At 34.3% G+C, this 13,365-nt stretch carries 10 protein-coding genes; all 10 read left to right on the top strand.

Translation table 11 applies throughout. The annotated features are described in order from the left end of the window. Nucleotides 1-8: 8 nt before the first annotated feature. Nucleotides 9-1,244 carry a DegT/DnrJ/EryC1/StrS family aminotransferase gene (locus tag WAX74_RS02165; protein WP_336496008.1) on the top strand — a complete coding sequence of 412 codons (1,236 nt, stop codon included), beginning with the start codon at nucleotides 9-11 and terminating at the stop codon, nucleotides 1,242-1,244. 34 nt (nucleotides 1,245-1,278) lie between these two features. After that, entirely contained in the window at nucleotides 1,279-3,150 is a 1,872-nt protein-coding gene (locus WAX74_RS02160) for a ligand-binding sensor domain-containing protein (protein ID WP_336496007.1), read from the top strand. A 4-nt stretch (nucleotides 3,151-3,154) separates the two neighbouring features. Then, nucleotides 3,155-4,219 carry a dienelactone hydrolase family protein gene (locus tag WAX74_RS02155; RefSeq protein WP_336496006.1) on the top strand — a complete coding sequence of 355 codons (1,065 nt, stop codon included), beginning with the start codon at nucleotides 3,155-3,157 and terminating at the stop codon, nucleotides 4,217-4,219. A 77-nt stretch (nucleotides 4,220-4,296) separates the two neighbouring features. After that, on the top strand, nucleotides 4,297-5,745 hold the full coding sequence (locus WAX74_RS02150; protein ID WP_336496005.1) for an extracellular solute-binding protein: 1,449 nt from the start codon (nucleotides 4,297-4,299) through the stop codon (nucleotides 5,743-5,745). A 41-nt stretch (nucleotides 5,746-5,786) separates the two neighbouring features. Continuing rightward, nucleotides 5,787-8,063 carry a heparinase II/III domain-containing protein gene (locus WAX74_RS02145; RefSeq protein WP_336496203.1) on the top strand — a complete coding sequence of 759 codons (2,277 nt, stop codon included), beginning with the start codon at nucleotides 5,787-5,789 and terminating at the stop codon, nucleotides 8,061-8,063. A 62-nt stretch (nucleotides 8,064-8,125) separates the two neighbouring features. Then, nucleotides 8,126-8,776: a YesL family protein gene (locus tag WAX74_RS02140; protein WP_336496004.1), complete on the top strand. Its 651-nt coding sequence runs from the start codon at nucleotides 8,126-8,128 to the stop codon at nucleotides 8,774-8,776. Between the two features lie 159 nt (nucleotides 8,777-8,935). After that, on the top strand, nucleotides 8,936-9,859 hold the full coding sequence (locus tag WAX74_RS02135; RefSeq protein ID WP_336496202.1) for an ABC transporter permease: 924 nt from the start codon (nucleotides 8,936-8,938) through the stop codon (nucleotides 9,857-9,859). Between the two features lie 79 nt (nucleotides 9,860-9,938). Then, nucleotides 9,939-10,784, top strand: coding sequence for a carbohydrate ABC transporter permease (locus tag WAX74_RS02130; protein ID WP_336496201.1), 846 nt, complete (start codon nucleotides 9,939-9,941; stop codon nucleotides 10,782-10,784). A 70-nt stretch (nucleotides 10,785-10,854) separates the two neighbouring features. Continuing rightward, entirely contained in the window at nucleotides 10,855-12,477 is a 1,623-nt protein-coding gene (locus tag WAX74_RS02125) for an extracellular solute-binding protein (RefSeq protein WP_336496003.1), read from the top strand. 321 nt (nucleotides 12,478-12,798) lie between these two features. Beyond that, nucleotides 12,799-13,320, top strand: a complete 522-nt coding sequence (locus WAX74_RS02120; protein ID WP_336496002.1) for a histidine phosphatase family protein — start codon at nucleotides 12,799-12,801, stop codon at nucleotides 13,318-13,320. The last annotated feature ends 45 nt before the right edge of the window (nucleotides 13,321-13,365 follow it).

The raw sequence follows: 13,365 nt of genomic DNA, 5'->3' as shown, positions 1-13,365 counted from the left end.
GACTTATAATGGGAGAAAACATGCTTGCTTTGTATGGTGGACCGAAAGTGAAAACAACTCCATTTGGTACTGGTAATCGATTTGGCCAAGATGAAGCAAAAGAATTATTAGAAGCTCTCGAGCAAAACACACTATTTTATCATTTTGGAGAAAAGGTAAAAAAATTTTTGAATGATTTTAATAATCTGTATGGGATCAAATATAGTGTTGCTACATCTTCAGGAACTGCTGCACTTCATGTTGCTATCGGGGCAGCTGGAGTTTCAGTGGGTGATGAGGTGATAACTAGTCCTATTACTGATCAAGGGACTGTAATTGGTATTCTATATCAAAATGCTATACCTGTATTTGCTGACTTAGATCCTCACAGCTATACGATGACCGCAGAAGCAATTGAAGAAAAAATAACACCAAGAACAAAAGCGATAATTATAGTTCATTTAGCAGGAAATCCTTGCGAAATGGATCCAATTATGGAGTTGGCAAAAAAATATAATCTTAAGGTAATTGAGGACTGTGCCCAAAGCTATCTTACGAAATATAAAGGACGTTTAACGGGGACTATTGGTGATTATGGATGCTTTAGTACAAATGACTTCAAACATATTTCTACTGGGGACGGTGGAATAGTTACGGTAAATTCAGGTGACCAAGAAGATTATTTTACTACTCACGCTTTTGCCGATAAAAATTACAGAAGAGAAGACAGTGAAGTTTTGAAGGATTTAGAATACTTAGCGCCGAATTATCGTATGACAGAGTTACAAGGAGCTGTGGGAATTGCTCAGCTAAAAAAACTTAACTGGATTTGTTCGAGACGAAACGAGTTAGGTGAAAAGTTGAATAAAGGTTTAACTTCTACAAAGGGTATTAATCCAATGAAAATCACAAAGGGTGGCTGGTGCAGTTATTGGTTTTACATGCTGACTTTAGAGACTCAACAGTTATCATGCTCGAGAGATGAATTTTCCGAAGCTTTAAATGCTGAAGGGGTTCCCAACCAGCCTGGTTATATTCCAAAAGTTTTATATGCCCAGCCTTTATTTCAAAAAAAACAAGCATATCTAAATAGTCAATTTCCATTCGATCAAGGTAACTATGATTATTCAATTGGTAGCTGTCCAAACGCTGAGCATATTCTACAAACTGCTATTCGTTTGAATCTAAATGAGTTTTATACAAATCAAGATATTGATGACATGATAACCGCTATAAATAAAGTTGCTACCTATTATTCTTTGTGAAAATGTGAGAGATTAGCACTTAGAAAGGAGAGCCATGATGCATAAAGATATTACTCCTTTTATCGACTATGGTGTCCCTGTTGCTGCAGAGGAAGAAAGAAGCGCTGCATTTTGTATAAATTCAGCGAGGGATGCAAGATTCGTAATTGCCGCAAAAGGATTCGTAATTGTAATAAATCTTGAAAACGGAAATTCGAAACAAATATTTTTTCCAGAAAAAAACTTCGAGTATCCTTTTTCCTCATTTAGTAGCAATGGGTTATTTTATATAGGCGCAGGGAAAATGTTCATGGTTTTGGATCCTTTTGAAGAGAGTTTTATTTATTATGAAGTGATTGAAAACGGGGAAGAAATAATCGGATTTAGCTTTGCGGATGATATGGAAGGTAATATTTATTTCACTACCTATCCACATTGTCATTTACTTTGTTATAAACCCATTTCAAAAGATATCATTGATTATGGTTCTATGGATCCTTCAGAAAAATATGCTGGAAGCTTAGCGATAGACCAAACTGGTTGGGCGTATATAGGTATTGGAACCGAAAATAAAAACCTAGTTGCTTTTCATCTTGAAACAGGATTTAAGAAAAACCTAGTCCCTGATTCTCAAAGGCAAAAAGGTACCGGATATGTCTACTTAGGTGAAGATAGTAAAGTATATGGACATATGGAAGCTACTGATTTAAGGGATGTGAATTACTCTACTTCCTGGATGACATTTTCAAACGGCGATTTTCAACATTTAGATTTTAAAGAGATATCTCCATCTTTTTTCTATGGAACTGGGTTTAAAAAGATACACCGGTATCAGGAAGCAGACTATCAAGTCATATCATATAGTTTAGCTGAAGGTATTATCGAAATTGTGAAGAAAAAAACTGGAATTTCAAAAACTATTTCATTTAAATACACTTCGGATGGAGCAGTATTATCTACAATATGTATTGGCCCAGATGGACATTTATATGGTACTTCTATGCATCCTCTGCATTTTTTCCGATTTAATTTTATTACCACAAAGAGTACCAACTTTGGTGGAAGAGTAATTGAGAAAGGTGGAGGGGGAAATATATGTGCATATGCTTCAAATAGTAATTTGCTAATTGGAGTTGCATATGCAGGAGGTAAGCTTTATGTTTTTGATACAACAAAGTCACTTAGTAATAAAGAGAATCCTAAGTTAGTCATTGAAGAAGAGAAAATTCATCGACCTCGCTGTGCCATCACTTTAAGAGATCAAAAGCATATGATTTGGGGAGGTTTCCCTGGATATGGAATGGTCGGTGGCGGACTTGGAATCTATCATATAGAATCTGAGAAAAACCTCGTGTTGGCACATGAAAAAGTTGTGGCTTACCATAGTACAGTCAGTCTAGCAGAATTGACCACTGGAGATATTCTTGGTGGAACTAGTATAGAGACACCAGGTGGAGCCCAATCAAAAGAAAAAGAAGGATGCTTATATATTTTAGATTGGAAATCTAAAATGGTTCGCAAAAGATTTGTTCCTTTAGAAGGAGCAAAAGAAATTTCAATGGTTTTTGTTGACCAGTTTGACCGTGCACATTGTCTAACGGATCAGAGTATTTATTTTGTATGTAATCCTTATAACCAAAAAATCCTTTACAGAAAAGATTTATCTCGCTGGGGGGAAACGGTGCGAAATGGTTTTGTATATGATATGACAACTAATTCACTTTTTTGTCTCTTAAGTAAAACATTACTTAAAATTGAGATAAATAAAGAAAAATGTATTGAACCAGAAGTAGTTAGGCCCCTCCCTTCGAAAGCTAGTAGTGGGGTTGTTTTAAATAACGATAGAATTTTTTATGGCAGCGGAAGTCACCTCTGTAGTATTTACACAGGGGAAGATGAATATTTGAAGGAAGTAATGGAGGACTAAGACCATGTATTCATTAAAATCATTGGAACAAGAGGGAGCTCCACCTTTACTTCAGAACATAAACGAAGTGAATGATTGGAACAAAAAAAGAAATGCAATTCTAAATAAGTGGTTGTCATGTATAGGTGGACTCCCGCCTTTAGTTACACCTACATTGAAGTTGATCGATTGGGAGGTTCACTCAGACTATTATCATATTAAGATTTGTTATTCCTCTGTTAAAAATGATTGGGTACCCGCAAATCTCTTAATTCCGAAATCGGAGAATGCTAGGGAGTTAATTATAGAGAGTGATGTCACAAGTTTACTATATTCTAATAGTAGTAACGAAATGAAGTTCCCGGCTGTAATTGCCCTGCATCCTACAAGTGATAATGGCAAGGATGATATTAGTACTTCGACTGGAAGAGAAAATAGACAATATGGGCTAGAGCTTGCTAAAAAGGGTTATGTTGTTCTGGCACCTGATACAATTACTGCGGGAGAAAGGATATTGAAAGCCGATAAGCCTTTTCAAACCGCTTCTTTTTATCATAGTCATCCAGAATGGTCTGCCGTAGCTAAAATGATTGTTGACCATCAACAAGGTGTAAGTTTTTTAGAAGAGTTAAATATAGTTGAAAAAAATAGAATAGGTGCTATTGGCCACTCTTTAGGGGGGTATAATAGCTATTTCTTAGCGGGAATCGATAAAAGAATTAAAGCGGTTGTTTGCAGTTGTGGATTTTCGCAATTTGCTCAAGATCCTGAGATACATCGTTGGGGGAGGAGAGAATGGTTCTCTCACATTCCAAAAATCAGTGATTACATAAATGAGGGAAAAGTACCTTTTGAATTTCACGAAATTGCTAGTCTTGTTGCACCAACTCCCTTTTTTTTATGGATGGGTCAAAACGATAAAATATTTCCGCATTGGAAGCCGGGAGTGGAAGGTCTTGTTGAATTAAATTCTCTATACGAATGGATGGGAGATGGAGAAAAATTAAAATATTTATTAGGAAACTCTGGACATGACTTTCCAGAGGAAATCCGCAAAATTGCTTATTCATTTCTTGACTATTGGTTGTGAAAAAGATAACGATTATCTTTGCAAAACAAACCATCTTCAATTAAATTTGGGCAATCAATCTGAAGGAGTTGTAAGCGTTGCTTAAACGTAAAAGTGAATTTGAAAATCGCTATAGTAAATTTATCCGCGCGGTTAAAGAGGAGATAATTTCAGGCAAAATTAAACCTGGGGAATTTATTCTCCCTGAAAATACATTAAGTAAAGTATATGAATTAAGTAGAGTTTCTATTAGAAAGGCTTTGGCTGAGCTCGTCGAAGAAGGTCTTATTGAAAAAATACCAGGTAAAGGTAATAGAGTAACTATTCCAAATGAAACTCAAAAGCAAACTATAACACTTGGTTGGTTTTCAAATTCTTATGAAATTGAGATTATTAGACAAATTATCAAGCGTTTTGAACAGCTTAACCCATTTACAAAAGTAAATCTTCGAATACTTCCTAATAGTCAATATGTATATAATTTGACCCAATCTTTAAAACATGAAGACGGGCCAGATGTATTTATAGTTTCTGATTACCACTTTCGGGAACTGATGGAAACAAATCGTTTGAATATCCTTGAGCCATTTCTACCTGATCATATAGATCCTGAAAAAGATAGTTATCAAAAGGTATTTGAAATGTTTTCATATGAGCAAACAGTACCTGTTACACCGTTTGTTTTTTCTCCGGTTATGATTTGTTACAATAGTCGAATGTTTGAGGAAGCAGGTATTCCCAAAAATTTCAAGATGGAAAATTGGCAAGACTTACTTGAACTTGCTAGCCGAACAACTAAAGGATTTAATGAAAATAGCTTTATTAATGAATATGGTTTTTGTTTTTCTTCTTCTACAAATCGCTGGCCTGTATTTCTTTTGCAAAATAATGGCAAGTTTATGAATGAGAATGGTTCTAAGTCCATCATGAATAGCGATGAAAACATTGAAGCACTGAATTTCTGTGGAGATTTAATGTATAAACATCAAGTATCTCCCATTTTCTCTCATGGAAGTAATGAGTTAGCGGAAAACCTTTTTATGAGAGAAGGGGCTGCTATGATTTTAACTACCTATTACTTCATGAACGAATTTAGAGATCACAAGATTAAGTGGGATGTTCTTCCCCCACCTAAAAATACTACGTCTTCATCACTGCTATTGGGTGGTGCATTAGGTATTAGTGCTACGAGTAATATAAAGGAAGCAGCTCAGGCGTTCGTAAGCTTTATGGTTAGTACGGAAGCCCAAACACTAATTAAGCAAAATGGTTGTACAATTCCGATGCTGCGTTTTGTTGCTGAAGATAATAATTTACTACAACCAGGGATACATCCTGAAAAATATAATGCTTTTAAAGAAGTGATGAAGTCTGTACAAACGATTAGGGATCTTAATTTGACGATTAAGGAATCAGAATTAGTTGAACGTGAGATGCAATTCTTTTGGGCTAACATGGAAAAAGCTGAGGATACGTGTAAGAGGATTGAAACTATGATAAATCAAAAGCAAGAAATTGAACAGAATTCGAAGGTAGATATCCTATAATAAGTAAAACTTTGTTAAATATGAGGGGTGTAATAGTTTTGATGTTATTAGACCGTTCCCTTAAGAATATAAAATCGAATCCAAGAATTTTATTTAATGAATTTGAAATCGATGAAATTAAATCGAGGCTAAAACAGAGCGAATTTGGCCAAGTATGGAAAGACACTTTAAAAACGGCGGAATCATATGTGATCGAGGAAAAGTTTAATGTGTCTTATCCGAGTTGTTCGGTAGAATTGGATATTACTTTGCCATTAAAACAACTAGAGCCTATTGGAGATCCACTTGGTTATACTGATTACCCATTTTGGACAATGTATTCAAGAGCTGTTGAGGATAGGATCAAGATATTATCGTTTGCCTTTGGAATGACTAGTGAGAAACGATTTGCGGAAAAGGTGAAGGAGTTTCTTATTGCGCTATCTTCGTTTGAGAGATGGTTTGAATTTCCGCATCGAGGAGCAGAGGGGAATTTAAGTAATGCTCACTTTACTATAGGAGCAGCGATCGGATATGATGCAATCTATAGCTTCCTCTCCGAAGCTGAGAAAATAATCATCAGGGAAGCTATTTTGAATAAAGGCTTACAACCATTCAAAATAGATTTTAACAATCATGATAGCCATAACATTATTGCTTCCAAGCAAGTTGCAATGTTAATTGGTTCACTTTCCATTTATGAAAGAGTTAATAAAGACGATATAGAGCCCTTTTTATTAAATTCCTATAACTATCTAAGTAATTATCTAGACAAGAGTATGGAAGATCCTGATATTGAAGGGTTGCTGTATTTAAACGTAGCTGCAAGACATATTCTAATGGCTGCAGATATTTTGCATCGTTCAACTGGAGATAGTACATTATTGAATCACTCATATTTTAACTTTCTCCCGAATGTTTTTGTTTATATGCTTGGAACAGGTGGAAAGTCTAGTTTTGTGAACTTTTCGGATTCTTTTTACAATCTAGATATTTCATTTACTATGGCGATTTTAGCTTCGAAAACTCAAAATCGTATAGCCAGCTGGTACTTAAATAAGTTCTCAAATAATCAATTGGATACATTGATCCATTCGAACAACATAACTGAACCGCTTGAACCGGAATCTTATTATAGAAATAAATACTCAAATGTATTTTTTCGAATAGGATGGGCTTCTCTTCGAAGTGGATGGAAGGATAAAGATCATTTCTTAGCATTTAATTCTAGCCAGTCAGCTAAGGATCATAACCATTTTGATCAGAACAATTTTGTATTACATGTTGCAGGGGAATGGCTGATTACGAATCCAGGATATCAGGATTATGTGGAAGGTTCTAGACGAGATTTTACTATTGGAACTGTTGGGCATAATAGCATGCTAGTTGACGGGGTAGGCCAATCGAAGATGGGGAAAAGTAAATTTATAAATTGGTATACTTCTCAGAATTTCACCTACGTTATCGGTGACGCGACTAATGCTTATGACGAAAGTATATTAAAATGGGAAAGAAAAATATTTCACATCGACAAAAGCTTTTATATTCTTGTCGATAAAGTAATGAAAAAAAATGAAGAAAATATACCAAGTTTTCTATATCATACTACTTCAAGTATGTATGCTAATGAAAAGAAATTGATACCAGGAGAAAAATTAGAACAAAACTTTATCGAGTTTAGAGGTGAAGTGGTCTCTGCTTCTCTATATATTTGCTATCCCCAAAAAACTACGAAGACTATTGAGCGATACAAAGGAGCGGAAGAGTATGGCTCATATCTTAAAGTGGCACTAACTGAGAATGAAAAGTCGCAGTACCTAATTACTATTCTTGCTCCTGAAATTTTAAACAATGAAATGTCATATATATTAAATAGTAATGAGCCATTTTTTGAAATACAAATTAACCACAAAAGCATGGATATTATATATTTTATTTTAATAAACGAGGCAAGAGAAAGTGCTCATCAAATAACTAAAGACAGGAAGCTATCTATTCTTGGTGAACAAGGCTGGCTATCATTTTTCAACGGTGAGAAAACTCCTTGTACGTTCGCACTAACAAATGGATGCTTGATTATGATAGAGGAAGAGGCTTTTATTAAATCGAATGCAAATATAAATATTTCAGGTTCTTTAAAAAGATCAGGGATCAATTTTGAAATAGAACTTAAAACTTTTACACAAGTGGTGATAAAAACTCCAAAGCCTAAAAAAATTAAGATAAATGGTGAGGAGGAACACGGGTATGACACTGCTTACTATAATAATAAAAAGGGATTGCTAGAGTTAAATTTGCATAAGGGAGACTATGAAGTGGATTTGGACTTAATAAAATAAAGATTTACACTAAAAAGACTGAAATTTCAATTATCAATTTTGTTTTATAGAGGATGATTTATATGGAACTTACTGGATGGAGAGGCGCAATATATCGGTATATGGATTTAGCTATGAAGCTTGCATATCTTAATATTCTTTGGTTGGTAGGTATATTTATTGGATTGGGGATTGTAGGCTTTTTCCCTTCTACAGTAGCGATGTTCTCAGTGATTAGAAAGATGCAAGACGACGACATAGATATTAAGATTTTTACTCATTTTAAAAGGGAGTATAAGAAGGAATTTATAAAATCAAATTTATTTGGATATACTTGGGCTATTTTGGGGTTAATTATTTATGTAGATTTGCTTTTTTTTAGAGGTATTTCAACTCTTTGGAGCCTTATAATTTCCTTTTTCATTTTTATTCTAGGTGCTATTTATGTAGCTTCTTTATTGTATGCTTTTCCACTTTATGTCCATTATAAATTGAACTTCAAACAATATTTTAAAAACTGTTTACTCATTGTACTTTCCAATCCATTATTTGCTGTGTTAATGGTACTTGGCTTTTATTTTCCGTATTATTTTATGATTAAAGTTCCAGGTTTGATCCCTTTTTTCGGTGGTAGCTTAATTAGCTTTATATTAATGAGTATATCAAATAAATTATTTACCTCTCTCGAAGGAGTTAAATCTCCGAATTATGAAAGAAATGAAAAAAATTACTAAATAACATTGAATTATCACAAAATTTAAATTATTATTATTGTATAAATACATGTAATATACATGTAAATAAATATGGATTTCTAGATTAATAGAAAGGGGTAATTAGTTATTCAAACTAAAATAAAGAGTGTTGAAACTCTTGATTCGGCAGAAGTTAAAATCCCAATTCAGAAAAAAAAGAAATCTCTTAAAAAGAAACTGTGGCGTGATCGATATCTTTTACTATTGATTTTACCAGGCATTTTATATTTCCTAATTTACCGCTACATACCAATGGCTGGTATTTTATTAGCATTTAAGGATTATAGTCCTTTTCGTGGGTTTATTGATAGTCCATGGGTAGGGTTAAAATACTTTAAATTAATGTTTGAGGACGCTGAGGTAATTCAAGTTATTTGGAATACACTCCAAATTTCGTTTTTACAAATCTTTTTTGCGTTTCCGATTTCTATCATTCTAGCCTTAATGTTAAATGAAATAAGGAATCAGGTTTATAAGAAATTTCTACAATCAGTCGTATATCTACCTCATTTTTTATCATGGGTGGTTGTTGTAGGGATAACAGTTATTTTTCTTAGAAGTGAAGGATTGGTAAATACTTTTTTAATTAATATTTTTGATATGAATGCTATCCCGTTTTTAACGGATCCAGCAATGTTCAAGCCAATTGTCATTCTTCAAGTTATATGGAAGGAATCTGGATGGGGTACAATTCTTTTCTTAGCTGCATTGTCCGGCGTTAGTCCTCACTTATATGAAGCAGCCGTCATGGATGGTGCAAGCCGTTTAAGGCAAATGTGGCATATTACATTGCCAGCGTTAAAGAGCACAATAGTAATCTTATTGATTTTGCGTCTAGGAACTGTAATGGATAGCGGTTTTGAGCAAATATTTTTAATGCTTAATCCCTTTAATATGGAATCTGGAAATGTTCTTGATACTTATGTCTACTTTAAAGGAATCCAGCAGGCAAACTTTAGTTTCGCTACAGCTGTGGGCTTATTTAAAGGAGTTATTGGTTTAGTGCTGGTCGTTCTAGCAAATAGGCTAGCAAAAAGGTTTGGCGAAGAAGGTTTATATTAATATGGTAATATTTTCTTAATTTATTTTGTTTATGTGAGGGGGTTAGATTGTGTTTAAATCTACAGGTCGCGAAAGGGTTATGGAAGTTATAAATAACATTATATTGTTATTGATTGCTTTAACAATGCTCTTTCCTTTCTTTTACATTTTTTCAGTTTCGTTTTCCAGTGTAAGTGATGTGCTTAATAGTGAATTCCTTTTATGGCCAAAGGAATGGGTAACAGATGCTTATTCCTATATTTTGGGTTCTGATCAGTTTATTCGGTCCCTTTTTGTAACGGTTTATATTACAGTGGTAGGAACATTTGTGAATCTCGTTTTCACCTCAACAATGGCTTATACATTAACAAGAAATATTATTGGTCAGCGTACGATAATGTTCCTCGTATTGTTTACGATATTATTTTCAGCAGGAATGATTCCAACTTATATGATCGTTAAGGAAACAGGATTATTAAATTCTTTGTGGGCTTTGATAATACCAGTAGCAATAAGCCCTTTTAACTTAATTATCATGACACAGTTTTTTAAAGGAATACCTGAAGAGCTAACGGAAGCAGCATTAATTGATGGAGCCAACGATATTCAAATATTTTCTAAAATTATTTTACCTTTATCGAAGCCAGCTTTAGCAGCCTTTGGTCTGTTTTATGCAGTAGGTCATTGGAATAGTTATTTTACAGGTGTTCTATATTTAAACGATCCAGCGAAATGGCCCATACAGGTTATTTTAAGACAAATTGTAATTGTGAATGAGCCAAATGCTGCTCTGGGTGGTCATGCAGCCATGCTAGAAGCAATACCACCTCCTGAGACAGTCCAAATGGCAGCAATTTTATTAGCTACTCTACCAATATTGATTGTGTATCCTTTCTTACAAAAACATTTTGCTAAAGGAGTGATGCTTGGATCTGTAAAAGGTTAAAATTGTTTGTTTTTTATTAGTGATTCGAATATCTTGTCTTGCCTTACAAAAAAGTGATGGAGGGGTTAATTTGAAAAAAAAGCAATTAATTATTAGCTTTCTAATTCTTTTCTTAAGTTTTATGTTGGTAGCGTGTACCTCTGATCAAACGACAGACGATGGAAAGAAAACTGAAACAGAGAAAGAAACTGCAACTGAACCAGAAAAAAATACTGAAATTGATCCATTTGATCATGCTGAAAAGTATACTATTACAGGGATGACATTTCGCTTTGGTGATCCTCCCCCGGTAACCAGTCCTGGGCTAGACATGATAAATGAGCGATTTAATGTTGATTACAAACCAGAAATTATTCCTCAAGGAGACTATATTGAAAAATCTTCTGCAATTGTAGCTTCAGGATCTATGCCGGATTTAGTGGGATTTCCTGGTACTGATACACGCTTTTATCAATGGGCTGAGGAAGGTGCATTTTTACCTTTAGATGATTATTTGAAACACTATGAAACTCTAGGTAATATCCCAGATTATATTTACAATTCTTTTAAAGTTGATGGCAAAATTTATGGTATTCCACGATATTCTCAACCATATCCTGTTACCCCAGTTATACGTAAGGATTGGTTAGATAATCTTGGATTAGAAGTACCTACAAATTATGAGGAATTAGAGAAAGTTGCAATCGCTTTCACTAAGGACGATCCAGATGGAAATGGTAAGGCAGACACTTATGGTGTTGCTATTGGTGAAAATATTAACCCTAATTTCAATATGGGGACTTATTGGGACTTCAATGCATGGTATCACCAAAATGAAAAAGGCGATTATATACCTGGTGTAATATCAGAAGGAAGAAAAGATTTAATTCAGTTTTTTGCAAACCTTTATAAAGAAGGTGCGATGACGAAAGACTTTGCGGTACTCGACTGGGCTAGTACGAATACTGAATTTTATTCAGGAAAAGCAGGGGTTTTTGTTGGTGGCGTATCTGGAATGTCTGAGGCATATTTTGAAGGATTGTTAGCGGCGAATCCAGAAGCTAAGCTTGTAGCAATACCCCCATTTGAAGCACCAGATAAATCTAAAGGTTTCACGATGGGGTCAGGTTTTTCAGGAATTCTTGCTCTAAATGCGAAACTTGCAGAAGATGAAGGGAAGATATACAGAGCTTTAGAAATGGTGGACTTTGGGAAGAAATACTATCCACAGGATGAAAAGAATCCGCAAAATGAGGATTTTGATTTTTATTTAGGTAAAGAAGGAATAGGTTATAATATGGAGAATGGGGCTCCAGTTCAAGTTCCAACATTCTCATCTGACGGGCTAGCACCTTCGACTTATTTCTTAGATAACAGAGAGCAAGTTCCGACAGATGCTAAGATTAATTATGCCGATGTTTACAAATTGCCGGAGTTGAAAGAGATGACAACCTCCTTACAGGCGATGTTCGAATCAAATCCATTATATGTTGATCCTTCATACGGAGTCTTGTCACCAACGAACCAAGAAAAGGGTACTGATTTAATGCAATTTTTGATCAACGAACAATCTAAAATGATTGCTGGCCAAAGACCAATATCCGACTGGGATAAACTTGTTGATGAGTATTTAGCAAAAGGCGGAGAAGCGATAATTAAGGAAGTAAATGAAGGTATTAAAGCTAAAGGATACACAGATAGAGAGTGGAAATAAAAAATAAATCTATTCGCAGTGGCGATTAGGTCATACAAAAGGTATCGAGAGTCTTCTCGATACCTTTTGTCATTATTTATGTGCATTATCGAGGGCTATGTTAAACAACCATTATTTTAGTTGGTTTCAATTTTTAGACCAAATCAAGCATTAAATTGAAGCACAACTGTTATTAAGATGATTGTTGATAGTGCCTGTTCTCAATGAATTCTACCTATGATAAAATTCGGTTATAAAAATATTCTATATGAGTAAAATTTTTCTGCGATAGGTCAGTATTAATGAATAAAAAGGAAATATAGATACTGGGGGAACTATAATATGATTTATGTAATTAGGCATAGTCAAACTGACTTTAATAAAGAACGAAAAATGCAAGGGAGAATGGGCTTACCATTAAATGAATATGGAATAGAACAAGCGCAGAAACTAAGAGATGAACTCCAAAAAATAAATTTCTGTTTTGTATTTTCTTCCCCGCAAGAGAGAGCTATCCAAACTGCTGAAATAGTTACTGGACTAAAAGCCATTATAGATGAGAGACTTGATGTCTTTGATTTGGGAGAAGCTGATAAAATACCTATCAACGAACTAAAGATGGATGGACCTTTACCAGATACAAATGTATATAAAGGTGTTGAAGACCCAAATAGATTTTTTAAAAGGGTATTTAGTTTTATGAATGAGCTTGAAAGTAATTACGGTAAAAGAGAACTTAACATTCTTTTGTCAGGACATAGATGTACAACGGGGTGCATTGGTGCATACTTCGAGGGGATACCTTCTGATGGTAACATTTTAAAATTTTCATCAGACACTGGTAATTATAAAATATATAATTAAATATAAGTTTTTGGACTATGCAAAAGAGTATTTTATTAAAACAGG

The organism is Psychrobacillus mangrovi (assembly GCF_037104765.1).
GTDB lineage: Bacteria > Bacillota > Bacilli > Bacillales_A > Planococcaceae > Psychrobacillus > Psychrobacillus mangrovi.
This window is presented reverse-complemented; position numbering and strand designations above follow the sequence as displayed.